Consider the following 26,008-nt stretch of genomic DNA (forward strand, 5'->3'; position numbering starts at 1 on the left):
CTTTATTAATTTCTTAGTTTGTAAATTGATACTAAAAAAAAATTGCCCTCCCAAATGTAGAAGGACGCGATTCCTTTAAAAACAAACAAGACTACATCGGCTATTGCCTACATAGTCTTGCTTATCAGTAAAACGAAGATAAGTGATTTAAGTTTTAATATCCAAATTTTTTGGCCGATAAATTAGACCCGTTCACACGTTCAATTTACTTAATTTATCTGCCATTACTTCGCTGATTCGCCTGTAAGAGTCGAATGTCCAGCCTGCTACGTGCGGGGTAAGTATCACTTTATTTGATCGGCGCAACTCATCAAACCAGTCCTGTTCTGCCAATGCCGGGAACTTCTCAACTTCCAGCACATCTAAACCTGCACCTAGTATTTTTCCCTGTTTTATTGCGTTTAAAACAGCTTTAATTTGCACTACCTTACCTCTTGAGGTATTCAGCAAAAAAATCGGTTTTTTAAAATGGAAAAGATATTCATCATTAACCAACCCCTTCGTTTCGGCAGTTAACGGAACGTGGAAACTTACTATATCGGCATGTTTCACAATTTCTTCCATGCTTACCTCGCGGGCATATTTATCGCTGAACCCGGTTTTATATTTGTCGTAAGCGATCACGTTCACATCAAAGCCCGACAGTTTCCTTGCAAAACTGCCGCCCATAAAGCCGTAGCCAATTATACCAACGGTTTTCCCCTTTAGTTCATAGCCGCGGTTTGCTTCCCTATTCCAGGTACCCTCTCTTACTTCAGAGTCCGAACGGTTAATATTATTCATCAGATTAAGTAGCATCCCAATAGCATGCTCGCCTACCGCATCCATATTACCCTCGGGGGCATTGATCAGTAAAATCCCCTTTTCCCTGGCATAATCTTCATCAATATTATCCATTCCTGCCCCTGCTCTGCAAATAAACCGGAGATTTTTACTGAGGTCGATAATCTTTTTGTCAACCAGGAATTTAGAACGGATCACCAATCCTTCGTAATCGCCTATGATCTCATATGCTTGCTCTGATTTTATAGTTGGTTGATAATAGCAATGATAGCCCAGGGTCTTCGCCTGCTCTATAAAAATGGGGTGTATATCGTCAACTATAAGTATATTTTTCTTTTCCATTTATTTTAACACAATTGCACCGGCCAATATATACGGTTTTAACTTATCATATTTCACAAACCACTCTCTTTCAGGCTCAAAGTTTTTTACATCATCGGATAAGATATTTTCTGTAGTAAACCAAATTCCTTTATCTGTAAACACATAGGTTCTTAATAATTGATCAGACGTAAGCGTATCGGCTGCTTCCATTAAACCATTATAAATATCAGTGTAGTTCTCCTTAATCTTTTCTTTGTCTATCTTATTTTCGTCATCTAAGATGCGCTTTTTCAATAATTCCTTATAGTTGGTGTATAACCACTTTAATCCTTCCGGACTAATTTCCTTATATATAGGATAAGTTTTACCCGTATGGATATTTAAGGTAAGCCATTGCTGGGCACCATCCGTATCATCACCTGTCATTTCATAATATGTCTTAAGGGATATCACATCGTTATTTACAAAAGTTACATTATAACTAAAGAAGATATGGCCCCTTTTTTCCCTTTGGTAGCGTTGAATAATGGTGTCTAAATTGTCGCCAAAAAATAAATTAGTATCGCACAAAGCTTTTTTTAACTCCGGATATTTATCTGATACCACAGGGATCATCAAGCTATCAGCCTCATCATCCTGATACTTCAGTATGATCTTTTTTGTAGTGATAATATTGCTGTAATCAGAAGTTTCTCTCCTTTGGGCATAGCTACAGCTAAAAAACAAGATAAATATAGATAAGAATAAGAAGTGTTTCATTACCGGTTTGCAGTGATCTTATTGGTCAAATTAACAAAATCGTCTACACTCAATCGTTCAGCACGCAGATCAAGCATTGGTTCACCGGTCAATTTTTCTTTGTTGATCAATGATGAAAGCGCATTACGTAATGTCTTTCGTCGCTGATTAAAACCAGCCTTTACCACCTGCCAGAAAAGTTTTTCATCGCAGTTTAATTGCTCCGCATTATTACGGGTTAGTCTTATTACTGCAGATAACACTTTGGGCGGCGGATTAAAAACACCGGCCTTTACTGTAAACAAGTATTCCACTTTATAATAAGCTTGCAAAAAAACACTGAGTATACCATATTCCTTACTCCCGGCTTTTGCACTGCAGCGTTCGGCCACCTCTTTTTGAAACATGCCTACCACTTCAATCACCTTTTGCCGGTTGTCCAATACCTTAAACAATATCTGTGAAGAAATATTATAGGGAAAGTTGCCAATGATCCCGAATGGCTCCGTAAAAACCTTGTTAAAATCCATCTCCAAAAAATCGTCGTTGATCAGACGTTCACCCAGTTGCGGGTATTTTTTTTGAAGAAACTCGTACGACTCCGTATCAATGTCGATCAGGTAAGTTTGCAAATCGGTCCGCTGTAAAAGAAAGTCGGATAATATCCCCATGCCCGGTCCAACTTCAAGCACCTGTGTATAGCCTACTGCCAACTGCAAACTGCCAACTATTTTGGCCGCAATGTTTTTATCAGTAAGAAAGTGCTGACCGAGATGCTTTTTTGCTCTTACCAATGACATTATTAATTCAATTATTTGCGCAAATTACGTCATATTTGTGCTTTAATCAGATTTTATAAGCCTAAAATCTTTTATTTGTATGTTTGTGGGTGCGGTTGACGCAAAGTGTTGGCTAGACAATCAATCAGTGTAATCATAACAAATCGGTGTAATCGTGTCAGAAAAACTTAAAATAGGTATTAGTATAGGTGATGTTAACGGAATAGGGCTTGAAGTAATTATCAAAACACTTGTTGACAACCATATATATGATTATTTCACACCTATAGTTTATGGCCACACCAAAGTGGCGTCTTTTCACCGCCGCACAATTAATGCAGCCGAACTAAATTTCCATGTGATCAATCATCCTTCACAAGCTCAGCACAAAAAACCCAATATGATCAACTGCTGGGAAGAGGATGTAAAGATCGAGTTGGGTACAGTTAGTGAAATCGGGGGTAAATATGCTTTGCTATCATTACAACGCGCAACTGCCGACCTTGTGAATGGCGACATCGATGCCTTGGTTACTGCTCCTATTAATAAAGATAATATTCAAAGCGACGAATTTAAATTTCCTGGCCATACAGAATACTTGCAGGAAATGGCCGGCGCTGCTGAATCATTGATGTTCTTGGTGAGCGACACCTTGCGTGTAGGCGTAGTAACCGGCCACATACCATTAAAAAATGTTGCCGAAACAATTACTGCAGATAAGATACTGGCAAAACTAAAATTGATGGATACCAGCCTTCAGCAGGACTTTTGGATACGCAAACCGAGAATCGCCGTTTTGGGCCTTAACCCGCACGCCGGCGACAATGGCCTGATAGGGAGCGAGGAAAAAGATGTTATTATACCGGCTATTGAAGAAGCCAGGTCAAATGACATATTGGCTTTCGGGCCATATCCTGCGGATGGATTTTTCGCCAATGGTACTTACATGCAGTTTGATGCCGTATTGGCCATGTACCACGATCAGGGGTTGATCCCTTTTAAACAAATATCTTTTGAATCCGGCGTTAATTTTACCGCCGGCCTAAATTTCGTACGCACCTCTCCAGATCATGGAACTGCCTATGATATTGCCGGAAAAAACCTTGCTTCAGAGATATCCTTCCGTGAAGCCATATTTACTGCTCTTCATATCGTTAAACACCGTCGGGAAACAGCTGTTCTCACAGAAAACCCACTGATTATCACGAAACTCTCCCGTGATAGAGACTAAATTTTTGCTTTAGTTCTGATTTTTTAAAATAAAAATCAAAAAAAGTTACATCTTTTTAAATTTTTTTATAAAGATTTATACCTTTATAAGGTTTTTATTGGCTCCCGCTAATAAAAGCACTGAACTGAACCATTAATTAAAACCAAAAACACTATGAAATCTACTCTACGATTTTCAAAAGTTTGGTGTTTAACGGCGTTATGTTTGCTCTTTTTGAGTGAAACCCATGCTGCTGAGCACCGGAATGTAGCAGGTATGTTAAATAACATATCTCCAAACAAAAAGGCCCTTGAACAAGCTCAAATAAAAGGGATTGTCAAGGATGAAACAGGATTGCCGCTCCCGGGCGTTTCTGTAAAAATAAAAGGCACAAGTACGGGTACACAAACTGGCGTTGACGGGTCATATACCCTTAATGCGCAAACAGGAGATGTACTGGTATTTACTTACGTTGGCTATTTAGTAAAAGAGGTAACTGTAGGAACCGGAGATACTGCCAATGTAACATTAACCCCAGACTCGAAAAACCTTAATGAGGTAGTAGTTACAGCATTGGGCATTACCAAATCATCAGCATCTATAAGCTACGACCAACAAACCGTAAGTGGTAAAGAATTGCAGGTAGCCAAAAGCCCAAGCTTTATTAACAGTCTTGATGGTAAAGTATCAGGTTTGCAGATAACCCAAAGTTCATCTGGTGCGGGCGGTTCAACTAAGGTGGTTTTAAGAGGTAACAAATCCATCGCCGGAAACAATAATGTTTTATACGTTGTTGATGGCGTTCCTCTCAATCCTCTTACCAGTGGACAGCCTAATGGACCATTTTCCTATGGCCCTGACGGCGGTGATGGTATTTCAAACATTAATCCTGACGATATCGAAAGTATGAGCGTATTAAAAGGCGCCTCTGCATCAGCTCTTTATGGAAGTGCCGCCGCAAATGGTGTAATTTTGATTACAACCAAAAAAGGTAAAGCCGGTAAAACATCTGTAACACTCAACTCGTCAACAACATTTGACAAAGCCGTTTTAACGCCAAAATTACAAACCACATATGCTCGCGGTGATACTGGTGTTACAAATAACACAGCTATCAATTCATGGGGCGCAAAGGAAGTTGCTGGTAGTCCAAATTTCCAGCCATCAGAGTTCTTTAAGACGGGTGTAAATGCCATCAATTCATTTTCATTAAGTACCGGCAGCGATAAAAACCAAACTTTTATATCATATGCCAATACGCATTCTACAGGAATAGAGCCCAATAACTCGTTTACTCGTAACAATATCACAGTTCACAATACAACAAAATTGTTGAGCGATAAAATGACACTTGATGTAAATGCAAGTTATATTTTCCAAAATACGGTTGACAGACCGGGTGTGGGTACTTATTTTAACCCTTTAACAAGTACTTATTTATTCCCAAGGGGAACTGACTTTAACCAGTATAAGAACTTCGAATCATACGACCCAACACGGAATATTCAATTACCAAATTGGATCACTCCTTATAATAATCCAGGCGCGGGCGGCGACGCTCTGCAAAATCCATATTGGATACAGTACCGCAACCTTAATAATCAGGGCCTAAATCGTTTACTGGCAACAGTACTGGTTAAATACGAGTTTAATAGCTGGCTAAATCTACAGGCGCGCGTAAGCCTGGATAAAGCCGATCAAACCAGTGACCAAAAGCTTTTTGCAGGTAGTACTACACTATTATCTGGTTTGGCTGGTAATTATACATATACATCAAGCGGGTCTAATCAGGTTTACAGCGATTTGCTGCTCAATTTTAACCGAGATCTGTCGCATGATTTTAATATCAATGGCACTTTAGGTGCTAGTATACAGGATAACCAAAATAGTTCGCTGGGTTTTGGTGGAAAGTTGGGTAATATTCCTAATTTCTTCAATGTTTCTAACCTGAGTCTTGCTTCAGGAAACCCGTTCAATCAAACTACTAAACAAGAAAATCAAGTACAATCAGTCTTCGCAAGTGTTGATTTAAACTATAAAAAGTATCTGTTTTTAGATATAACTGGCCGTACTGACTGGTCCTCAACTTTAGGTTATACAGTAGGTAATTCATTTTTCTATCCATCTGTGGGTTTAAGTGATGTTTTGAGTAGTATGTTTAAAATGCCTGATTTTATCAGTTTCAGTAAATTGCGCGTTTCATACTCTGATGTCGGCAATGGGCTTTTGCCTTACGCTGCTATTTCACAATACCCAATAACTAATGGCTCTCTCAGTTTTAACCTGACTGCACCTTTCCCAAATTTAAAACCTGAAAAAACCAGCTCATTTGAAGTTGGTACCGAATGGAGATTCTTTAATGATCATTTGAGTTTTGATGCGACTTATTATCACACAAATACACACAATCAACTGTTCAACGTTCCTGCTCCTATTGCTGGTGGATATAGCAACTATTATGTAAATGGTGGTAACGTCCGGAACGAGGGTTTTGAAGGCAGTTTAGGCTATAAAGGTAAAATCGCTGGTGATCTTCAATGGAATTCAACCGTAACATTTTCCCTGAACCGGAATAAAGTACTAGCATTATTTACTGATGCTACGGGAACTGTACATAATGAGTTCGAATTTGGAAATGCTTTTGACAGCTATTCATTACAGGCAAGGGTGGGGCAACCATATGGCGAGATTTATGCCAAGGACTTTAAAAGGGACGCCAGCGGAAATGTTGTAGTTGTTGGCGGTCTTCCTCAGCTGCAGGATACTCCGAATGGTAGTTTCTCGTATAAAGATGTGGGTAATCCTAGCCCGAGATTCTCCTTAGGATGGACAAATACATTCAAGCTTTCCAATTTTGATCTTGCTTTTACAATAGATGGGCGCTTCGGTGGTACAGTATTGGATATGACTGGTGCTTATTTAGATCAATATGGTGTATCGCAAGCTTCAGCAAATGCCAGGAATGCTACCGATGGCAGCCAGCCAAGCCTAGCCGCTGTACAAAAGTATTATCAGGTACAAGGTGGCCGCACTGGTGCCCTTGCGACATATGCTTACTCTGCCACGAATGTGCGTTTCAGAGAAGCAGCTTTAGGATATACCTTCCCGGGCAGTGTATTTAATAACAAAATAGAAAATATACGCGTTGCTTTGACAGGGCGTAATTTGTTCTTCTTTTACCTCAAAGCTCCTTTCGATCCGGAAACGACCCTTTCAACTAATAATACCTTACAAGGAATTGATCTGTTTGGACAACCAAGTGTAAGAACTTTGGGTTTCAACGTATCAGCAAGATTTTAATAATTAATATCAAAATTATAAGACATGAAAACGATATTTAAAAAAAGCAGGGTATTATGTATGGGCGCCGCTCTTGGCCTTCTTGCTATAAGCTCTTGTACAAAACAGTTTGACGCCTTCAACACGAATCCTAACCTGGTGACCAAAGCCCAGGCAGGAGGCGACTTTCAGTATATTGGGGGATTTATTCCGGTTATGCAGCAAAATATTTTTAGCCCTATTGATTATGTATACCAGTTGCAGCAAAACTTAAATGCGGATGTTTATTCGGGTTATATGATGTCGGGTGACCCATTCGGCGGCCCGAATAATACTAATTATTTTATGAAATCCGAATGGAATACCACAACCTTTGACCAGGCTTATGGTAATATTATGAACGGTTGGGCTACGGTAAAATCCTTAGCCAGACCGCAGGATCAGCATTTTGTTGCAATCGCCCTTATTCTTAAGGTAGAAGGCATGCATCGGGTAACCGATGTTTACGGGCCGCTACCTTACTCAAAATATGCAAGCAATGCATTTGCGATCCCATATGATAGCCAGCAAGCTATATATACCCGTTTTTTCAGCGAATTGGACACCGCTGTAAATATACTTACTGCTTACGTAAAAGATAATCCCGGTGCGAAACCTCTAGCCCCATTTGACACGTTTTACGGTGGCGATTATAAAGAATGGTTGAAATTTGCCAATTCGTTACGACTTCGTTTGGCAATGCGTTTAGCTTATGCAGATCCGGCAACTGCAAAAACACAAGCTGAGAAGGCTGCGGCTGATCCAAACGGATTATTAAGCACGGTTGCAGACGGTGCTTATTTAAATATGGTAAATGGCTTAAGCTATCAAAATCCAATATGGAATATCACTAATGCATACGGTGACATAGACATGGGAGCGCCGATGGAATCTATATTAAAAGGCTATAATGATCCGCGCATAAGTAATTATTTTCTTACTTCAACAGCAGTTCCTGGCACTCAAAAAGGAATCCGGAATGGTATTAATATAAGTAGTGGTAGTCAATATGCCGGTTTCTCATTAATTAATGATGCAGCGAATACACCAATTCTGATAATGGTGGCTTCAGAAAGTTACTTTTTAAAAGCTGAAGGGGCTTTACGTGGGTGGAATATGGGCAGTGGTACAGCTCAGTCATTTTATAATCAAGGTGTCGCTGTTGCCTTCCAGGAGAAAGGCGTAAATATGCCAGCTGGATATCTTTCAGATGCTACAAGTACAGCTGCTCCTTATGTTGATCCAACCAATGCCACCAACAGTGTAGGTGCAGGCTCTCCTTATCTTAACAATATTACCATCGCATGGAATCTTGGTGATCCATTCGAAAAAAGTCTGCAAAGGATAATTACCCAAAAATGGATCGCTATGTTTCCTGATGGTGAAGAAGCATGGGCTGAATATAGAAGGACAGGGTATCCCAAATTGTTCCCTGTAGTGGTTAATAACAGTGGTGGTACTATCCCTACCATTCCAGGCATTCGTCGTTTGCCCTTCCCGGCAGATGAGGTTACCAATAACCCAACAGGGGTTCAATCCGGTATCACTGAACTTGGTGGCCCTGATAATGGTGGCACTAAGCTATGGTGGGACAAAAATCCGAACCATTAATTCTAAACTTATAAATCGAAAGCCGGTCTCAAAACCGGCTTTTTTTATGCCCCTTCAAACCTGGTTTTCTATATTTAAACTTTTTTTTCAACAATTACTATTTTTCCATACATTTGCGGGCTAATTGTCGCTCATTGAAATCGCTTAAAACATACTCGATTCCTTTTACCGGCCTAAAACTGGGGAAGCATATTTTTGATTATGTGATCACAAATGCATTTTTTGACGAGTTCGAATATTCGCTTGTTAAGAAGGCTGATCTGCAATGTAAGGTTGAACTGGACAAACAGGAAACCATGCTGATACTGACATTCCATATCAATGGAACTATCAATATGGCGTGTGACAAATGCCTGGCCGAGTATCCGCAACCTGTAGAAATACACGAGCAGCAGATAGCCAAATTTAGCGAAGAGGATATTGATGAAAATGAAGAGATCCTCACCCTGTCAAAAAACGATCACGAGATCAATATTGCAGGGCTGATCTATGAATATGTAAATGTTGCCGCTCCTTTTATTGCGGTTTGTAGTGATGAAGGGAACACCCCATATTGCGATAAAGAAATGATTGATCGGTTAAATCAACTTTCAGGCAATGGCGGAGAAGATGAAAAAACGGACCCAAGATGGGACGTTTTGAAAAAAATTAAATGATATAATATTAGGAAGTTATGCCACATCCAAAAAGAAAATTTTCAAAATCAAGGACAGCAAAACGTAGAACACACTACAAAGCTGAAGCACCTACTTTAACTACTTGTCAAACAACCGGTGCCGTACATTTACCTCACAGAGCTTATACTGTTGATGGCAATTTATACTACAACGGCAAAGTCCTTATCGAAAACACAGCAGTAGCCTAAGTTTAATTTTCAAATATGAAGATTGGCTTAGATATTATGGGCGGTGATTTTGCTCCCAAAGCCACAGTTTTAGGAGCAATTGAAGCTTGTAAGGCTTTGTCGGGCGACCAAAAGTTAGTACTTATTGGCGATAAAGAAATTGCTGTATCCATTCTTCACGAAAATAATTTCAGCTCCGACCATTTCGAGTTCGTGCACACAACCGAAGTGATCGGCATGGCAGAACATCCCACCAAGGCTGTTGTTCAGAAACCAAATTCGAGTATTAGCCTGGGATTTCAGTTGCTTAAAAACAATGAGATACAAGCCTTTTCATCAGCAGGCAACACTGGTGCTATGCTGGTGGGTTCCATGTTCAGTGTAAAAACCATACCGGGTGTTTCGCGCCCTGCTATGACTACCATTGTACCCAAACTAAAAGGTGGCGTAGGTATATTGCTGGATGTAGGCGCTAACGCGGATTGCAAAGCAGAAAACTTATTTCAATTCGGTGTATTGGGCAGCCTGTTTGCCCAATGTGTCTATAATATCAAAGATCCGCGTGTTGCTTTGGTGAACATAGGCGAAGAAGAGGAAAAAGGTAATATTCTTTACCAGGCCACTTATCCTTTAATGAAAGAAACTAACCTGTTCAACTTTATTGGCAACGTAGAAGGGCGCGACTTCTTTAATGAAAGTGCAGATGTATATGTAGCTGATGGCTTTACAGGAAACGTGGCTCTAAAAATGGCCGAATCCTTTTATGTTCTCGGGCTTAAATTAAAGATAAAGGACGCTTTTTTTGACCGCTTTAATTACGAGCAATATGGCGGTAGCCCAATACTTGGTGTTAATGCGCCTGTAGTGGTTGGGCATGGGATATCAAGTCCCGAAGCGATCAAAAACATGGTTCTTTTATCAAGAGATATGGTTGAAAGCGACCTTGTGAATAAAATAAAAAACGCATTTCAGTAAATTCTATCTATATATAATGAATAAAATTCATGCTGCTATTACTGCTGTAAATGGATATGTTCCGGATTATGTTTTAACTAACCATGAGCTGGAAACAATGGTGGAGACGAATGACGAGTGGATAACAAGCAGAACTGGAATAAAAGAACGCCGCATACTAAAAGGCGAAGGCCTTGCTACCTCGGATATGGCAGTACCTGCCGTTGAAGGCTTACTGAAAAAAAGAGGAATAAGCGCCGAAGAAATAGAACTGATTATATTCTGCACTACTACACCTGATATGCCTTTTCCGGCTACAGCGAATATACTGGCTGATAAAATTGGTGCAAAAAATGCCTGGGGATATGACCTGCAGGCAGCCTGTTCAGGGTTTGTTTTTGGCCTGGCCACAGGTGCACAGTTTATTGAAAGCGGAAAACATACCAAAGTATTAGTAGTGGGTGGCGATAAAATGTCGGCTATAGTGAACTATAAGGACCGTGCTACCTGCATTATTTTCGGGGATGGTTGCGGAGCTGTCCTGCTTGAGCCAAATACCGAAGGCTATGGGGTACTGGATTCGATATTAAAAAGTGACGGTTCTGGCCGTAACTTTCTCCATCAAAAAGCAGGGGGTTCATTAAAACCGGCTACTCACGAAACTATAGATGCCCACGAACATTACGCATACCAGGAAGGACAAGCAGTATTTAAATTCGCGGTAACCAATATGGCCGATGTAGCTGCCGAAGTAATGGAGCGCAACAATCTAAATTCAGACGATATTGCATGGTTGGTACCGCACCAGGCCAATAAACGTATCATTGATGCTACCGCTAACCGTACCGGTGTAAGTGCCGATAAAGTGATCATTAATATTGAACGTTACGGTAACACAACAAATGGCACCATACCACTTTGTTTGTGGGAGTGGGAAAGTAAATTTAAAAAAGGCGACAACCTGATCCTTGCCGCATTTGGCGGTGGATTTACATGGGGTTCGATTTATTTAAAATGGGCGTATTGATGTGCAGATGTGTAAATATGCAGATGTGCAAATGCTCATTATAGAGATTATTTAATTTGAACTATATTAAATATGTTTTGTTAATTTGTTAATTACTAAATCAACTAACTTGTTCATCTGCATATTTGCATATCTGCACATCTGAAATTGGCATATTTGCACATCTGCACATTAACATATAACTTAGATATAATTCTTCAAAAACCAATTTATTCCAAACATGGATATCAAACAAATTCAGGACCTTATACGCTTTGTTTCAAAGTCGGGGGTAAATGAAGTTTCAATTGAACAGAACGATTTTAAGATCACAATAAAAACCAACCAGGCACCTACTTATGTGACCGCGGGCGTTCCTCCTGCGCAGCCTATGTATGAGCATGCACCTGTTGCTGCAAGCAGCGTCCCTGCAGCGATTGCTGAAACAGCACCAACTGTTGCTCCTGTTGCCGATACCTCACACTACATTACCGTTAGGTCACCAATGATTGGTACATTTTATCGTTCATCAACTCCTGAGAAACCGATGTTTGTTAACGTAGGTGATGAAATAAAACCAGGTACCGTATTATGCATTATCGAGGCGATGAAGTTGTTTAACGAGATCGAATCAGAAGTTTCAGGTCGTATTGTTAAAATACTGGCTGATAATGCATCGCCGGTTGAGTACGACCAGCCATTATTTTTGGTAGAACCTATTTAATATGTGCGAATATGCAGATGAGAAAATGTGCAAATGATTATTCTATCTGCATATTTGTAATCTGCACATCTGCACATCTACAATCTGCACATTAAAACTATGTTTAAAAAAATACTAATAGCTAACCGTGGTGAAATTGCCCTCCGTATTATACGTACGTGTAAGGAGATGGGCATTAAAACCGTAGCTGTATATTCTACCGCTGACAGGGATAGCCTTCACGTACGCTTTGCTGATGAAGCAGTGTGTATAGGTCCTCCAGCCAGCCGCGATTCTTACTTAAGTATTCCCAACCTTATATCAGCTGCAGAGTTAACCAATGCAGATGCTATACATCCGGGTTATGGATTTTTATCTGAAAATGCCAAATTCTCGGCCATATGTGCTGATTACGGCATTAAGTTTATCGGAGCTACTGCCGATCAGATCAATGCAATGGGTGATAAAGCCTCTGCAAAGGCGACCATGAAAAAAGCGGGTGTTCCTACTATCCCCGGTTCCGAAGGTTTGCTCCAGGATATAAAAGAAGGAATTGCTATTGCCAATAAAATAGGTTATCCGGTGATATTAAAAGCTACCGCAGGCGGTGGCGGTCGTGGTATGCGTGTAGTTTGGAAGGATTCGGAGTTTGAACCGGCCTGGGATTCGGCACGTACAGAATCTGCCGCTGCTTTTGGCAATGACGGGCTTTACCTGGAAAAATATGTAGAAGATCCCCGCCACATAGAGATACAGGTTGTGGGTGATCAATATGGCAAAGTATGTCATCTTTCAGAACGTGACTGCTCTATACAACGTCGTCACCAAAAACTGGTGGAAGAATCACCATCTCCCTTTATGACAGACAAACTGCGTAAAAAGATGGGCGATGCCGCTATAAAAGGTGCAAAGGCTGTAAAATACGAAGGTGCCGGAACAATTGAATTTTTAGTTGATAAACACCGCAATTTCTATTTTATGGAGATGAACACCCGTATCCAGGTAGAACATCCGGTTACGGAAGAAGTGATCAACTTTGACCTTATAAAAGAACAAATAAAGGTTGCTGCCGGTATCCCGATATCAGGTAAAAATTATGAACCAACCATGCATGCGGTAGAATGCCGTATAAATGCGGAAGATCCGTTCAATAATTTCCGTCCGGCACCCGGTAAGATCACCAATTTCCACTCACCTGGGGGGCATGGTGTGCGTATAGATACGCATGTGTATTCGGGTTATGTAATACCTCCTAACTACGATTCCATGATAGCTAAGGTGATATGCGTGGCACAAACCCGCGATGAAGCTTTAAGTACAATGGAGCGTGCATTAAGTGAGTTTGTTATTGAAGGGGTTAAAACAACCATTCCGTTCCACTTAAAATTATTGCAGGACCCTAATTTTAGGGCCGGTAATTTTACCACCAAGTTTATGGATACCTTCGAATTCACTAAATAAAAATCTTCATTAGTAAATTAAATCGTAAATAGCATTCTGAATAGCAGAATGCTATTTTTATACGGCAATGAGCAAAACAAGCGATAAAATAATCAAAGCGATAAAAGATAAGGGACAAAGCCTTGAGGGCGAAATGTCATTCTTTGACCATCTGGAAGCATTAAGGTGGCACCTTATCCGTTCGGCTTTGGCCATTGTCGTATTTACTATCGGCGTATTCATATATTATGATTGGATCTACGATCATATCATCATGGCGCCAAGCAATTCTAATTTCTGGACTTTCAGAATGATGTGTGACCTCGGGCAGTTTCTTCATCGCGATATGTGCCCCAGTAAGATCAATATCCAATTGATCAATACAGAAATGGCCGGTCAATTTACTCTGCAGATCGATTCATCATTGATGATCGGTTTAGTTTTGGGTATCCCCTATTTGCTATATGAATTGTGGCGATTTATCAAACCAGCCTTACACGAAAAGGAGCGTAAAGCAGCAAGCGGTTTTGTTTTTTATGCATCGGTTCTGTTCTTAAGCGGTGTAATGTTCGGTTACTATATCATAACCCCTATATCGCTTAACTTCCTGGCCGGTTATACTGTAAGTGCCAGTATTCAGAATTTATTTTCTATTGATTCCTATATATCGTCTGTTTCTACTTTAACCTTAGCTACAGGAATAGTGTTCGAGCTACCCATTCTGATTTACATTTTAGCAAATCTTGGTATAGCTACGCCTAAGTTCATGCGCGAAACACGTCGCTATGCTATCGTTATTATATTGATCATAGCAGCTGTTGTTACACCAACTCCTGATATGCTTACTATGACTGTTGTGGCTATCCCTTTGCTTTTATTATATGAATTAAGTATTGGTGTGGCAGCAGCTGTGGAAAGAAGAAAGAGGAAAAAAGCTGAAGAAGCAGATGCTTCATAATCTTTAAGGGTTTCTAACAAAATCTTTACCTTCGCTGCTTAAATTTATTAAATAGATTTGAGTAATGAATAACGACTTAAAACTCGCCATTGGTGCAGACCATGCCGGATTTGATTATAAACAGGCTATAACCAAATGGTTAAAGGCTGATAATTTGAAAGATTTTGGGACCTATTCCCCGGATTCTGTAGATTATCCGGACTTTGCGCACCCCGTTGCATCAGCAGTTGAAAGTGGTGAATTTGATTTCGGCATACTCATTTGTGGCAGTGCTAACGGTGTTGCCATTACTGCTAACAAGCACCAGGGCATCCGTGCAGCTATTTGCTGGAACGAAGAACTGGCCTCGTTAGCACGTAAGCATAACAATGCCAATATTGTGTGTATCCCTGCCCGTTTTATTTCGATAGACGAGGCTGAGAAGATCGTAAAAACTTTTCTGGAAACTGATTTCGAAGGCGGGCGACATGCAAACCGGGTTGGTAAAATAGCGTGTTAAATAAATTCTAAAAACTAAGTTCTAAACTCTAAAACAGAAATTAACTGATAACTAGTCTCTAACTAACAAATCTCTCATAATTAGCTGATCATTAACTGATGAAAAAATTATCCTTATGCATTGCGGCATTTGCATTAACTGCTTGCGCGTATGCACAAAAAAACACTGATCCTGAAAAGTACGCCAGGTACATTAATGCCGAAGACGCAAAGAAACATCTGAGCATTCTTGCTTCTGATGAATTTGAAGGCCGTGAAACCGGTAAACCAGGCGCTGACAAAGCTGCAAACTACATTGCAACTGAATTTAAAAAGCTGGGACTACAGGCTCCGGTAAATGGTTCATATTTTTTAGATGTTCCATTAGTAGAAAATTCTACTAAAATTTCATTTACTTTAAATGACCAGACCTTCACAAATGGCCAGGATTTTTATACCCGGTCGTCAATAGCAAATAAGTCAATTAATGCAATCGAAGTTGTATTTGTTGGTTATGGAACCGATGCCGAAATAGCCAACACCGATATTAGCGGAAAAATACTATTATGGATAAATGAGGACAAACCTGAAGCCGGTAAAACACCTAACACAAGTTACCGCCCATCCACCGCACGCACGCAAATAATTAAAAATCTGCAAAGCAAAAACCCGGCTTTGATATTAGCTGCCAATCCGGAAATTGCCGGCATGCTTAAAAAGTTCGGATCTTCAGTATTAGGAGGCCGTTTAACTATTAAAACAGATGATGCTAAACCCGTAAGCCAACTGGCAGCTGTAGTAAATATTACTACTGCATTGGCTGATCAACTGGTAAAAGCAAGCGGTAAAACTTTTGATGCGTTAAAAACCGGTGCTGCAAGTGCCACTGCCCCGGCACAATCTTTTAAAGCTGATATCAAAGTAAATGTCCAAATAGAAACTAAAGATGTAAAAGCTGTAGACGTATTGGGCTATTTACCTGGTACAGACCTAAAGGACGAGGTTTTAGTTTTCTCAGCACATTATGACCACATTGGTTTACTTTCAGATCCGAACGCGAAAGATAAAGTAAACAATGGCGCTGATGATGACGGCTCAGGAACAACAGGTATACTGGAGATTGCCAGGGCATTTACAGAAGCTAAAAAAGATGGCCATGGCCCTCGCCGCAGCATTTTATTTTTAGGCAATGTGGGTGAAGAAAAAGGATTATTAGGTTCTGAATATTATACCGATCATCCTGTATTCCCATTGGCCAATACTATTACAGATTTGAACATTGATATGATCGGTCGTGTGGGTTTTGAATATATAGGCAAGCCTGATTCTGCAAACTACGTGTATACTATTGGATCAGCTATGCTGAGTAAAGAACTGCACCAAATAAATGAGGATGCCAATAAAAAATACACCCACATTGAGCAGGATTATAAATATGATGATCCTAATGATCCTAACAGGTTCTACTACCGTTCAGACCACTATAACTTTGCCAAACATGGTGTGCCAATCATTTTTTACTTCAATGGTGTGCATGCCGATTACCACCAGCCTGGTGATGAAGTAAGCAAGATCAATTTCCCGCTTTTAGCTAAACGCGCACAACTGGTTTATTATACTGGTTGGGAATTGGCCAACAGGGATAAACGTCCTGTGGTGGATGCCGGTACAAAATAAGATCGTTTAACATAGTCTTAAAAAAAAATCAAAGGGTAGCCATTATTGTTACCCTTTTTTTTATAAAAAACTTAACTTAGCCAAATGGGAAGCACTGCGGATGAGTTTTTGGTTGCCTCTGAGCATAAGGCCTTTGATATGGACCACCGTCGTATCATCAATTACAACATTGGTAAATACGATGCAGCGGTTGACAAGGGCTTATCCCGGATCACCAACCTTGAAAATGCCAAACGCAAAGGGCATGTGATCAAATGGAAAGTGATGGAAAACCTGGATAAGTTTTTACCAGAGTTCGAATTAAACTTTCAAAGACGCGGCGGCAAAGTGATATGGGCCAATGATGCCGAAGAAGCCAACCGTGAGATATTAAATATCATCAAAAAAGCAGGCGCTAAAACTGTAGTCAAGTCCAAGTCAATGGTAACTGAAGAAATTCATCTGAATGAATATCTGGAGAGTAACCATATCGAATCCTTAGAAACAGACCTGGGCGAATATATAGTGCAGTTATTGGGGCAAAGGCCATATCATATTGTTACCCCAGCAATGCATCTATCCAAAGAAGATATTGCCAAATTATTTAATGAACGTTTCGGTACACCAATAGATGCCACGCCAGAGCAGTTGACCTTAAAGGCCCGAGAATTACTGCGCGAAAAATATGTACAGGCGGATGTAGGTATTACTGGAGCGAATTTTCTAATTGCCGATACAGGCAGCATCGCCATAAGCGAAAATGAAGGCAACGCGCGTTTGAGTATCAGTTTCCCTAAAATACATATTGCGATAGTCGGTATCGAAAAGCTCATACCATCTATGGCAGATCTGGATCTTTTTTGGCCTATGCTGGCCACCCATGGTACCGGGCAAAATCTAACGGTATACAACACCATATTGAGCGGCCCGCGCCAGCAAGATGAAACCGACGGCCCGGACGAAATGTATGTGGTATTGCTAGATAATGGCCGCACTAATCTGCTTGCTCAAAAAGATCAAAGACAGGGTCTGTACTGTATTCGTTGTGGCGCCTGTTTAAACGCTTGCCCCGTTTATAAAAACATTGGTGGTCATACTTATGAAACTACTTACAGCGGCCCTATAGGCTCCATTATAACGCCCCATATGCGTGGCATGGAAGAGTTTAAACACCTGAGCTACGCATCAAGCCTGTGCGGTAAATGCACCGAGGTTTGCCCGGTAAAGATCGATATACACAAAATGCTTTTACTTAACCGCAGGGATTCTGTGAAAGCAGAGATTTTTACTAAAAAAGAGCAATGGGGCTGGGCCATCTGGAAAAAAGGAATGCTTAGCCGTAAGCTGACAGACTTTTTTAGTGGAAAAACAAAAAATTATCTTTTAAAAAGGTTTTTCAAAAGCACCTGGGGGCACTTACGTGAGATGCCAAAAGTTGCCGAGAAATCATTCAGCAAAATGTGGAGCGAACGGAATGGGGAGTCTTAAGTTCTGAGTCTCGAGTCTTAAGTCAGCATAAAAAAAACTTAAGACTTAAAACTCAAGACTTACGACTTCACTAGTGTTTATTCCCAAACCCGAATTCCTTATAAGTATTTGGCATTTCGTCGCTGCTGCTGAAGGCAAAAGAATAGGTGGTCATCCAGGTTTCATAATCGGCACTTTTATCCTTTGATGGCTCCAGGTACAATGCACGTAAAACATAGATACCCTCCCTGGTCAATTTGAAATAGATCTGTCCCTGTTTATCCGACGATAGCTTTTGTGCGAATATATCTTTACCTGTAGCCGTCCCTATAAAAAGGGTGACAACCACATTTGCCGCTGGCTTACCTTTCAATCTTACTTCGGCAGTAATGTCTTTACCATAATTACCTTTATAAGGATTATCCTTTAATACTATTTCAAAGTCTTCATTCAGCGGTTTATCAAAATTATTAGCGCTGTTTTTTTCAACCTGCACCAAAGATTTCATGAACCAAGTGTATCTCTCCCTGAAACTGTCTTTGCTGCTGTTCTTTGCTTTTTCAGAATATTGGGTGAAACCCTCATCCTCCAATATTTTTATAAAATCATCGCTTTCAATATCATCAACAACAGGTTTGCGCACCATGCTGATCATATTCAATCCATCATTTGCAAGAGGTATAGAAAGTATTGGAGAAGCATTTGGCTTGGCTAATGTAGCAAGGTCTGTTTTCTTTGAGCCGGCATAATCCATAAACTTTGCCGTTTTTGACGATTCGTAATTGAGTTCATCCTGTTTAACAAGCTGGTTGGTGGTTATCAAATGCAGATCGAGCTTATCCCCTTTTTTTAAAAAGAAGTTCTCAGGCAGCAAAACATAGTCCTGAGCAACAGCTTTTAATGTGGTTAAAATAAATAAGCAAAAAATTAGGGTATAAGTTCGTTTCATAGTATAAAGATTGAAATCATGTAAACATACAAAGTTTTAAAAACTTCAGTAGTTTAGCTTCATGATTTTTAATCGTAAAAACATAGATAATGCCAAATTGGTGTCATTTTATAAAGCTTTATTATGGCCGCGCCTGATAGAAGAGAAAATGCTGATCCTTTTGAGACAAGGGCGCATTGGCAAATGGTTCTCAGGCATTGGACAGGAAGCCATCGCTGTAGGCAGTACTTTGGCTATGCAGCCTAATGAATATATCCTGCCCATGCACCGTAATCTTGGTGTTTTCACCACACGGGAAATTCCACTTTCGCGATTGATGGCGCAATGGCAGGGAAAAGCTTCCGGCTTTACAAAGGGACGTGATCGATCCTTTCATTTCGGCACCCAGCAATATAAAATTATCGGGATGATCTCACACCTCGGTCCACAAATGGCTTTGGCTGATGGTATTGCCCTGGCAGATGTGCTAAGCAAGAAAAACCGTGCAACGCTGGTTTTTACTGGAGAAGGCGGTACAAGTGAGGGGGATTTTCACGAGGCGGTTAACGTTGCGTCGGTCTGGAATCTACCTGTTATTTTCTTAATAGAGAATAATGGATATGGATTATCCACCCCTGTTAATGAGCAATATAAATGTGAGCAATTAAGCGACCGGGCAATTGGCTACGGCATAGAAGGCAGAACCATTGATGGTAATAACATATTAGAAGTTTACCATACCATCAATGAACTGGCCGAAGATATACGGCAAAACCCACGACCAATTTTGCTGGAATGTATGACCTTCAGGATGCGCGGGCACGAGGAAGCCTCCGGTACTAAGTATGTTCCTCAGCATCTGTTTGATGAGTGGAAGGAAAAAGACCCGGTAACTAACTTTGAAAAATTTTTATTGGATGAGGGTGCACTTATACCAGAATCCATACAGGTGATCCGTAGTGCTTTTACTTCACTTATTGATATTGAGATTGAGAAAGTGTTTAACGAACCGGATATTGTACCCAATGTAAGTACAGAAATAGCCGATATGTACGAGCCATTCTACTTCACTGATACGCATCCATCCGGCAATAAAACTAGCAAACGATATATTGATGCCATAAGCGATGGCTTGAGGCAGGGAATGCAGAAGCATGAAAAACTGGTGATTATGGGCCAGGATATAGCCGAATACGGCGGCGCTTTTAAAATAACACAGGGCTTTGTGGAAGAATTCGGCAGAGAACGTGTACGAAACACGCCTATTTGTGAATCGGGGATAGTAGGTGCCGCGATGGGCTTGTCGATAAACGGATACAAAGCAATAGTAGAGATGCAGTTTGCAGATTTTGTAACCTGCGCCTTTAACCAGGTGATCAACAACCTGGCAAAAACACATTACCGCTGGGATGAAAATGTGGATGTGGTGATCCGGATGCCTACAGGTGCGGGAACAGGCGCAGGCCCGTTCCACTCGCAAAGCAATGAGGCATGGTTTACGAAAACTCCCGGATTAAAAGTCGTTTATCCGGCCTTCCCGTCAGATGCTAAAGGTCTATTGCTTGCCGCGATAGAAGACCCTAACCCGGTTATTTATTTTGAGCACAAATATCTGTACCGCAGTATCAGTGAAGATATATATGATGAGGAATATATTATCGAAATCGGTAAAGCCAGAATCGTGGAAGAAGGTAACCAAGCCAGTATCATCACCTATGGCTTAGGAGTTCATTGGGCTTTGGAATATGCAAAGAGTCACCTTGAACAATCCATTGAGATCATCGACTTGCGCACCCTGCAACCATGGGACAAAAAAGCAGTTGAAACTAGTGCAAAGAAAACAGGCAGAGTATTGATATTACATGAAGACACGCTGACCAATGGCTTTGGCAGTGAGATCGCCGCTCACCTTGCCGAGTACTGTTTTGCATCGCTTGATGCCCCAATTATGCGTTGTGCAAGCCTAGATACCGCTATACCAATGAATAAGGCATTGGAGGACCAGTTTTTGGCAAAAGCGAGGTTGGGGGAGATAATGGAGAAATTGTTGAAATATTAGTGGTAACTTAGTATTTATGATGACGCTTGAAGATATTTACAAAGAAGACCCAACTCAACGTATTATTGACGAAGGTGCTGGTTGGGGTGCTGAGCAAATGCTTAAGGCCGGTGTACCTATTTTCTATAGGAATGAAAGATATCCTGAAACCCTAAAAGGAAATCTTTTTGTTAAAGAATATCCTAATGGCGCTAAGTTTTTAGTCCGGAAGGAACTTACAAGTGATTATCGTTTATTGGAAGAGATTATCAAACCACTAGACAAATAAATGCCTACTTTAGTTGTTATTGGTGGGCCCAACGGCTCAGGCAAAACTACGCTTACTTCATACCTGATTCAAAAGGGAAGGATTAAATCCTCGGTCATTAATCCAGACGAAATTGCTTTAAAAGAGTTTGGCAACTATAGTTTTCATGTGAAAGCAGCAAGGGTTGCTTTAGAAAGGCGAAAACAAGCAATTATTCAAAATGTCGATTTTGCGTTCGAAACAACTTTTTCCGGAAATTCGGAAATTGGTGAGGTTTTGGCCGCAAAATCAGCGGGATATAAAACAATACTTTATTACATTGCCTTAGAATCGATGCTGGATAATTTGACAAGGGTAGAAGAACGCACAACTAATTTAGGGCACCATGTTGAAAGAGAAGATATTGTAAGAAGGCACGAGAAAAGCAAGATTAATTTAATAAAACACATTGGCTTGTTTGATAAAGCCTACCTGTTTGATAATTCAGATACAAACCGTTCCCGCGTAGCAATTTTTGAAAATGGGAAACTGTTATGGTCAAACGAAAAACATATAAGTCATCCTTTTTATGAGGATCTTTTTAAACCATAATTATAAACTCGAACCATCCATATATTAAAGACATCACAACTTCTGATAATACTCCACTATAATTTCATGAAACCCATAATTATCCGGCGTAACCAGTTTAAAAGTGGTAGGGCTTAATTGTATTATTGATTTAACAAGTGTTGGCCCTGCCGGTATCGCGATCATGTACTTTAAATTGGGAATAGAATAAGTAAACGCCTGAATATAATTGTTCACCTGGTAACTAATACCGGCAGTTGATGTTGCAAAATTTAACGTATCAGCAACTAAAGTACCGGCACTGGCCGAAGAAGTATAATTAGGCGACCCGATAGAATTGTAGGTCGTATCACCTGCAAATGTTTCAACCTGTACTGAAGGATATGCGGTTGCATAAGCAGTAGTATCTGCCATTTTGTATAAAACCCATTTACCGGATATCCATGTAGGTTGATTAGAGTTATCCGAATTATTGGATTGATTACTTGCTGAATTACCAGAATTAGGATTTTCTTTTTTGCATGAGCATAAAAATGCAATTGCGCAAAACAGGATAATAAGACTCTTTTTCATGTCTGTAAGATTTAGAACAAATCAAATACAGTGCTTATACGGATGAAATCGGGTTAGGTATGAAAAATTATGAATTAAATCAGCTCGCTACCAGCTCCACCTCTGCAATCGGGCTAAATAAATAGATCCGCCGGGTTTGTATTTCGGTGCATTTATAGCGTTTTCTCAACTTTTCCTCCTTACGGAAAACACGGCCATTTTTTAGTTTAAACAGCGCATTCATCGGCACTTTTTCAACCGTAAGATGGGCTTCCGGCTTTGGCGCATCATATAAACGTAGCGATTTATATAAATGCAAATCAGTACAGCTTGATGCTGCAGGATTATTCAGATATCTTACAATAGCATGCTTTACATCAGGCGGAAAGATCTCCTGCTCAAAAAAGGGCTGCATCATTTTTTTGAAGTTGGTTTTCCACTCCGTGCCATGTGGTTTGGCTTTGTGTTTATGTTCATTCCAGGTATGTAAATGAGCAAACTCATGCACAGTAGTCACCAAAAATGCATAAACATTTAAATCGTAGTTGACGGAGATACGGTGGCCTTTTCCGGCATGTGGCGGGCGGTAATCGCCAAACTTACTGTTTCGGTTTCGGGAAATCTTAAACTCACACTTAAAGTAATCTATCCAACGGGCTATCAGCGGCGCAGCCGCCGGCGGAAGATACCTTTCTAATACTTTTACTTTATCCAATTTTACCTCATTGCAAAAATACTGTTTTTGAGCGGAAAGCAGAAAGTCCAAAGCTGAAAGCTCAGAGAAATCGCTTTTAGATGACGGGCGTATAAATTTGAGGCTAAAGCCATTTTAATGATTCCAGTTGTCCGTTGGCTGAAGCCAACGGCAATGAATAGTAAAAAAGTATAAAATTCATTGCCGTCCCATTTATGGGGCGGAAAGTATAAGAAGGTAAAGGGGCTTTAGCCAAAAAATCAGCGATAAGGTTTTAAAAGCGATTTCCCTGGCTTAAAACTATTTGAAAAAGCTTTTCGCTTTCAGCTTTATGCCTTTAGCTTATTTCAACAAATGGTAAGTAATCAAGCTTGCCAGATAAGCCAGCACCGTCATATAAGCAAACTGAGAAGCCGGCCAGCGCCAGTTTTTAGTTTCGCGGTAAACTACAGCTACTGTACTGGCGCATTGCATAGCAAAGGCGTAAAACATCATTAAGGAGAATGCTACAGCAACTGTAAATACAGGATTTCCATCGGGGTTTTTAGCCGTATGCATTTTTTGTTGTACGGATTCCATTTTCTCAGCATCGCCATCCACACTGTAAATTGTAGCCATCGTGCCGACAAATACTTCACGTGCAGCAAATGAGGTAATCAATGCAATGCCTATTTTCCAGTCAAAGCCAAGCGGTTTTATCACTGGTTCTATTACGTGACCCAGTACTCCGGCATAAGAGTTTTCCAGTTTTTCAGAAGCAACAACGCGATGGAGATCATCAGGTTTTAAATGCTGTGCGTATTGTGGTTGCTTGTATTTCTGTTCGATACGTTCAAAACGGTCACCCGGCCCATAGGATGCAAGCACCCATAATATCACGGATACCGCTATAATAACTTTGCCTGCCTGCAAAACAAATGCCTTGGCTCTATCGTACATCGAATAACCAACGTTTTTCCACCTGGGCATACGATATACCGGCAATTCCATAATAAAGTAGCCGCGCTCACGTGCCTTCAGTAAATATTTCATCACAAAGGCTACCGTTACAGCAGAAATAAGGCTGAACAAATACATCCCTGTTAAGGCCAACCCCGGCAAATTAAATACCCACCAAACATTTTTGTTAGGGACAACAAGAGCAATAAGCAACGTATAAACCGGTAAACGTGCCGAACAGGTAACCAATGGTGTAACCATTATGGTGATCATCCTGTCTTTCCAGTTCTCAATATTACGAGTACTCATAATGGATGGTACAGCACAGGCAAAGCCACCGATAAGCGGGACCACTGATTTACCATTCAACCCAACTTTACGCATGATCCTGTCCATCATAAACGTAACGCGCGACATGTAACCCGTATCTTCCAGTATCGAAATAAACCCAAACAGGATAGCTATCTGTGGTATAAATACCATTACACCACTTAAGCCTGCTATCACGCCATCGACTAAAAGGTTTGTCAGCGGACCAGCAGGTAGTATTGTATGCAATGAGCTTTGTACCCATACAAACAAGTCGCCGATCAACTCCATTGGGTAAGCAGACCATGCAAAAATCGACTGAAAAATAAATAGCAGGATGGCGAAGAAAATAATAAAGCCAAAGGTTTTATGCGTTAATACCTTATCGATCTTATTGCTCACGGACTCGTCCTGCGCCGTTTCCTGCCTCTTTACGGTGTCATAAAGCAAGTCATTAATAAAGTTATATCTCGCTATGGTTTCGGATGCCTGGGCTTTTTGAGAATGAAAATTAAACTCCTGTTCCAGCTCTTCAATGCGGTCGCTTTCGGCAGACGTTAAAAAATTGATGGTTTCGTGCTGATGTGCCAATTGCAGGGCATAATATGGGTTATCCACCTGCATCTCTTCGCTTATTTTAGCGATCAGTTGCGGAGCCATTGCCTCCACATCAATAGTATCTTCTTGTAGTGCTATTTTATTCGCGTAATTAATAGCAGATTTTAACTGATCAATCCCCTCATTTTTCCTGGCAGATATCGGCACAACAGGAACACCCAATTTCTGTGCAAATGCATTGACATCAATAGTTATCCCGCCTTTTTTGGCAAGATCCATCATGTTTAAGGCTACTACAACGGGCAGTTTCAGGTCGGCTACCTGGGTATAGAGTAATAAATTTCTTTTGAGGTTAGATGCATCCAGTATCACCACCACCAGATCAGGCCGGAGTGGATTTGACTTATCAGCTAAAACAGAGAACACAATAGATTCGTCCCTGCTTTTAGGATAAAGGCTATATGTACCCGGAAGATCTATGATTTGTGCGCGACGCCCATCGGGCAGGTCGCAAAAGCCGGTTTTTTTATCAACAGTAACACCCGGAAAGTTTCCTATTTTTTGATTGAGACCGGTAAGTACATTAAAGAGCGTTGATTTACCGGTATTGGGATTTCCTACAAGCGCTACTTTTATATCAGCATTCACTTATTATAACTAATGTAGAATAATCGTTGAAGCTTCTCTTTTACGCAGACTTAGCTGGTAACCTGATACATGAATGGCTATTGGGTCACCAAGCGGAGCTATACGCGAAACAGTGATCTGTTCGCCCGGTAAACATCCCATTTCCATCAACTTTACCGACATTTCCAAGTCAGTAAATTCCTTAACAATCCCAGTTTCTCCTACTTCAAGTTGTGAAAGCCTCATGTTGTTTATTC

General features: G+C 40.6%; 24 protein-coding genes. 16 read left to right on the forward strand and 8 right to left on the reverse strand.

Translation table 11 applies throughout. From position 1 onward, the window contains the following. Positions 1-192: 192 nt before the first annotated feature. Genes ACPPVU_RS25160 through rsmA form a run of 3 tightly spaced genes read right to left on the reverse strand, consistent with a single transcriptional unit; the run spans position 193 to position 2,645 of the window. Positions 193-1,125: a 2-hydroxyacid dehydrogenase gene (locus ACPPVU_RS25160; RefSeq protein WP_426669490.1), complete on the reverse strand. Its 933-nt coding sequence runs from the start codon at positions 1,123-1,125 to the stop codon at positions 193-195. Next, the gene (locus ACPPVU_RS25165; RefSeq protein WP_426669491.1) at positions 1,126-1,866 is read right to left on the reverse strand and encodes a hypothetical protein; all 741 of its coding nucleotides are present in this window, start codon (positions 1,864-1,866) and stop codon (positions 1,126-1,128) included. Next, positions 1,866-2,645, reverse strand: coding sequence for a 16S rRNA (adenine(1518)-N(6)/adenine(1519)-N(6))-dimethyltransferase RsmA (rsmA, locus tag ACPPVU_RS25170; RefSeq protein ID WP_426669492.1), 780 nt, complete (start codon positions 2,643-2,645; stop codon positions 1,866-1,868). Before rsmA ends, ACPPVU_RS25165 begins: the two co-directional genes overlap by 1 nt. Before the next feature lie 154 nt (positions 2,646-2,799). Here rsmA and pdxA point away from each other — a divergent pair, with 154 nt between their 5' ends. The 13 genes from pdxA (at position 2,800) to ACPPVU_RS25235 (ending at position 18,289) form a co-directional block, all read left to right on the forward strand. Continuing rightward, entirely contained in the window at positions 2,800-3,855 is a 1,056-nt protein-coding gene (gene pdxA, locus ACPPVU_RS25175) for a 4-hydroxythreonine-4-phosphate dehydrogenase PdxA (protein WP_426669493.1), read from the forward strand. Between the two features lie 153 nt (positions 3,856-4,008). Then, on the forward strand, positions 4,009-7,134 hold the full coding sequence (locus ACPPVU_RS25180; RefSeq protein ID WP_426669494.1) for a SusC/RagA family TonB-linked outer membrane protein: 3,126 nt from the start codon (positions 4,009-4,011) through the stop codon (positions 7,132-7,134). A gap of 24 nt (positions 7,135-7,158) precedes the next feature. Continuing rightward, positions 7,159-8,763 (forward strand): RagB/SusD family nutrient uptake outer membrane protein, encoded by a 1,605-nt coding sequence (locus ACPPVU_RS25185; protein WP_426669495.1) that lies wholly within the window; start codon positions 7,159-7,161, stop codon positions 8,761-8,763. A gap of 134 nt (positions 8,764-8,897) precedes the next feature. Beyond that, the gene (locus tag ACPPVU_RS25190) at positions 8,898-9,419 is read left to right on the forward strand and encodes a YceD family protein (protein ID WP_426669496.1); all 522 of its coding nucleotides are present in this window, start codon (positions 8,898-8,900) and stop codon (positions 9,417-9,419) included. 17 nt (positions 9,420-9,436) lie between these two features. Next, positions 9,437-9,628 (forward strand): 50S ribosomal protein L32, encoded by a 192-nt coding sequence (gene rpmF, locus ACPPVU_RS25195; RefSeq protein WP_426669497.1) that lies wholly within the window; start codon positions 9,437-9,439, stop codon positions 9,626-9,628. A gap of 15 nt (positions 9,629-9,643) precedes the next feature. After that, a complete protein-coding gene (gene plsX, locus ACPPVU_RS25200) occupies positions 9,644-10,582 on the forward strand; it encodes a phosphate acyltransferase PlsX (protein WP_426669498.1) in 939 nt (312 codons plus the stop codon). Positions 10,583-10,598: 16 nt separating this feature from the next. After that, on the forward strand, positions 10,599-11,588 hold the full coding sequence (locus ACPPVU_RS25205) for a beta-ketoacyl-ACP synthase III (protein ID WP_426669499.1): 990 nt from the start codon (positions 10,599-10,601) through the stop codon (positions 11,586-11,588). A gap of 220 nt (positions 11,589-11,808) precedes the next feature. Next, positions 11,809-12,291 carry an acetyl-CoA carboxylase biotin carboxyl carrier protein gene (accB, locus tag ACPPVU_RS25210; RefSeq protein WP_426669500.1) on the forward strand — a complete coding sequence of 161 codons (483 nt, stop codon included), beginning with the start codon at positions 11,809-11,811 and terminating at the stop codon, positions 12,289-12,291. Between the two features lie 99 nt (positions 12,292-12,390). After that, positions 12,391-13,731 carry an acetyl-CoA carboxylase biotin carboxylase subunit gene (gene accC / locus ACPPVU_RS25215; RefSeq protein WP_426669501.1) on the forward strand — a complete coding sequence of 447 codons (1,341 nt, stop codon included), beginning with the start codon at positions 12,391-12,393 and terminating at the stop codon, positions 13,729-13,731. A gap of 67 nt (positions 13,732-13,798) precedes the next feature. Then, entirely contained in the window at positions 13,799-14,668 is an 870-nt protein-coding gene (tatC, locus tag ACPPVU_RS25220) for a twin-arginine translocase subunit TatC (protein ID WP_426669502.1), read from the forward strand. Between the two features lie 64 nt (positions 14,669-14,732). Beyond that, the gene (gene rpiB, locus ACPPVU_RS25225) at positions 14,733-15,167 is read left to right on the forward strand and encodes a ribose 5-phosphate isomerase B (protein WP_426669503.1); all 435 of its coding nucleotides are present in this window, start codon (positions 14,733-14,735) and stop codon (positions 15,165-15,167) included. Positions 15,168-15,265: 98 nt separating this feature from the next. Continuing rightward, on the forward strand, positions 15,266-16,822 hold the full coding sequence (locus tag ACPPVU_RS25230; RefSeq protein WP_426669504.1) for a M28 family peptidase: 1,557 nt from the start codon (positions 15,266-15,268) through the stop codon (positions 16,820-16,822). An 84-nt stretch (positions 16,823-16,906) separates the two neighbouring features. After that, complete coding sequence (locus ACPPVU_RS25235) at positions 16,907-18,289, forward strand: LutB/LldF family L-lactate oxidation iron-sulfur protein (RefSeq protein WP_426669505.1); 1,383 nt, start codon at positions 16,907-16,909, stop codon at positions 18,287-18,289. 70 nt (positions 18,290-18,359) lie between these two features. On the opposite strand, the gene ACPPVU_RS25240 is transcribed toward ACPPVU_RS25235, so the two are convergent. Further along, positions 18,360-19,217: a DUF4198 domain-containing protein gene (locus tag ACPPVU_RS25240; RefSeq protein WP_426669506.1), complete on the reverse strand. Its 858-nt coding sequence runs from the start codon at positions 19,215-19,217 to the stop codon at positions 18,360-18,362. A 61-nt stretch (positions 19,218-19,278) separates the two neighbouring features. Between ACPPVU_RS25240 and ACPPVU_RS25245 the strand changes: the two genes are divergently transcribed. The 3 genes from ACPPVU_RS25245 to ACPPVU_RS25255 are packed head-to-tail and all read left to right on the forward strand — an operon-like array spanning position 19,279 to position 22,093. Further along, positions 19,279-21,255 carry an alpha-ketoacid dehydrogenase subunit alpha/beta gene (locus ACPPVU_RS25245; RefSeq protein ID WP_426669507.1) on the forward strand — a complete coding sequence of 659 codons (1,977 nt, stop codon included), beginning with the start codon at positions 19,279-19,281 and terminating at the stop codon, positions 21,253-21,255. Positions 21,256-21,271: 16 nt separating this feature from the next. Next, complete coding sequence (locus ACPPVU_RS25250) at positions 21,272-21,523, forward strand: hypothetical protein (protein WP_426669508.1); 252 nt, start codon at positions 21,272-21,274, stop codon at positions 21,521-21,523. Continuing rightward, positions 21,524-22,093 (forward strand): zeta toxin family protein, encoded by a 570-nt coding sequence (locus tag ACPPVU_RS25255; RefSeq protein ID WP_426669509.1) that lies wholly within the window; start codon positions 21,524-21,526, stop codon positions 22,091-22,093. A gap of 33 nt (positions 22,094-22,126) precedes the next feature. On the opposite strand, the gene ACPPVU_RS25260 is transcribed toward ACPPVU_RS25255, so the two are convergent. From ACPPVU_RS25260 to ACPPVU_RS25275, 4 genes are all read right to left on the reverse strand, one after another. After that, complete coding sequence (locus tag ACPPVU_RS25260; RefSeq protein WP_426669510.1) at positions 22,127-22,645, reverse strand: hypothetical protein; 519 nt, start codon at positions 22,643-22,645, stop codon at positions 22,127-22,129. Between the two features lie 79 nt (positions 22,646-22,724). Continuing rightward, a complete protein-coding gene (locus ACPPVU_RS25265; RefSeq protein WP_426669511.1) occupies positions 22,725-23,339 on the reverse strand; it encodes a SprT-like domain-containing protein in 615 nt (204 codons plus the stop codon). A gap of 321 nt (positions 23,340-23,660) precedes the next feature. Continuing rightward, entirely contained in the window at positions 23,661-25,772 is a 2,112-nt protein-coding gene (feoB, locus tag ACPPVU_RS25270) for a ferrous iron transport protein B (protein WP_426669512.1), read from the reverse strand. A 9-nt stretch (positions 25,773-25,781) separates the two neighbouring features. After that, positions 25,782-25,997 (reverse strand): FeoA family protein, encoded by a 216-nt coding sequence (locus tag ACPPVU_RS25275; protein ID WP_426669513.1) that lies wholly within the window; start codon positions 25,995-25,997, stop codon positions 25,782-25,784. Positions 25,998-26,008: the final 11 nt, after the last annotated feature.

This window comes from Mucilaginibacter sp. McL0603 (genome assembly GCF_049992945.1).
Taxonomy (GTDB): Bacteria; Bacteroidota; Bacteroidia; order Sphingobacteriales; family Sphingobacteriaceae; genus Mucilaginibacter.

What these genes read in the sequence shown, in the direction of transcription:
- ACPPVU_RS25160 (WP_426669490.1), bottom strand. Translation starts at nt 1,125, where the DNA reads ATGGAAAAGAAAAATATACTTATAGTTGACGATATACACCCCATTTTT.
- ACPPVU_RS25165 (WP_426669491.1), bottom strand. Translation starts at nt 1,866, where the DNA reads ATGAAACACTTCTTATTCTTATCTATATTTATCTTGTTTTTTAGCTGT.
- rsmA (WP_426669492.1), bottom strand. Translation starts at nt 2,645, where the DNA reads ATGTCATTGGTAAGAGCAAAAAAGCATCTCGGTCAGCACTTTCTTACT.
- ACPPVU_RS25180 (WP_426669494.1), top strand. Translation starts at nt 4,009, where the DNA reads ATGAAATCTACTCTACGATTTTCAAAAGTTTGGTGTTTAACGGCGTTA.
- ACPPVU_RS25185 (WP_426669495.1), top strand. Translation starts at nt 7,159, where the DNA reads ATGAAAACGATATTTAAAAAAAGCAGGGTATTATGTATGGGCGCCGCT.
- rpmF (WP_426669497.1), top strand. Translation starts at nt 9,437, where the DNA reads ATGCCACATCCAAAAAGAAAATTTTCAAAATCAAGGACAGCAAAACGT.
- plsX (WP_426669498.1), top strand. Translation starts at nt 9,644, where the DNA reads ATGAAGATTGGCTTAGATATTATGGGCGGTGATTTTGCTCCCAAAGCC.
- ACPPVU_RS25205 (WP_426669499.1), top strand. Translation starts at nt 10,599, where the DNA reads ATGAATAAAATTCATGCTGCTATTACTGCTGTAAATGGATATGTTCCG.
- accB (WP_426669500.1), top strand. Translation starts at nt 11,809, where the DNA reads ATGGATATCAAACAAATTCAGGACCTTATACGCTTTGTTTCAAAGTCG.
- accC (WP_426669501.1), top strand. Translation starts at nt 12,391, where the DNA reads ATGTTTAAAAAAATACTAATAGCTAACCGTGGTGAAATTGCCCTCCGT.
- tatC (WP_426669502.1), top strand. Translation starts at nt 13,799, where the DNA reads ATGAGCAAAACAAGCGATAAAATAATCAAAGCGATAAAAGATAAGGGA.
- rpiB (WP_426669503.1), top strand. Translation starts at nt 14,733, where the DNA reads ATGAATAACGACTTAAAACTCGCCATTGGTGCAGACCATGCCGGATTT.
- ACPPVU_RS25230 (WP_426669504.1), top strand. Translation starts at nt 15,266, where the DNA reads ATGAAAAAATTATCCTTATGCATTGCGGCATTTGCATTAACTGCTTGC.
- ACPPVU_RS25235 (WP_426669505.1), top strand. Translation starts at nt 16,907, where the DNA reads ATGGGAAGCACTGCGGATGAGTTTTTGGTTGCCTCTGAGCATAAGGCC.
- ACPPVU_RS25240 (WP_426669506.1), bottom strand. Translation starts at nt 19,217, where the DNA reads ATGAAACGAACTTATACCCTAATTTTTTGCTTATTTATTTTAACCACA.
- ACPPVU_RS25245 (WP_426669507.1), top strand. Translation starts at nt 19,279, where the DNA reads ATGATTTTTAATCGTAAAAACATAGATAATGCCAAATTGGTGTCATTT.
- ACPPVU_RS25250 (WP_426669508.1), top strand. Translation starts at nt 21,272, where the DNA reads ATGATGACGCTTGAAGATATTTACAAAGAAGACCCAACTCAACGTATT.
- ACPPVU_RS25255 (WP_426669509.1), top strand. Translation starts at nt 21,524, where the DNA reads ATGCCTACTTTAGTTGTTATTGGTGGGCCCAACGGCTCAGGCAAAACT.
- ACPPVU_RS25260 (WP_426669510.1), bottom strand. Translation starts at nt 22,645, where the DNA reads ATGAAAAAGAGTCTTATTATCCTGTTTTGCGCAATTGCATTTTTATGC.
- ACPPVU_RS25275 (WP_426669513.1), bottom strand. Translation starts at nt 25,997, where the DNA reads ATGAGGCTTTCACAACTTGAAGTAGGAGAAACTGGGATTGTTAAGGAA.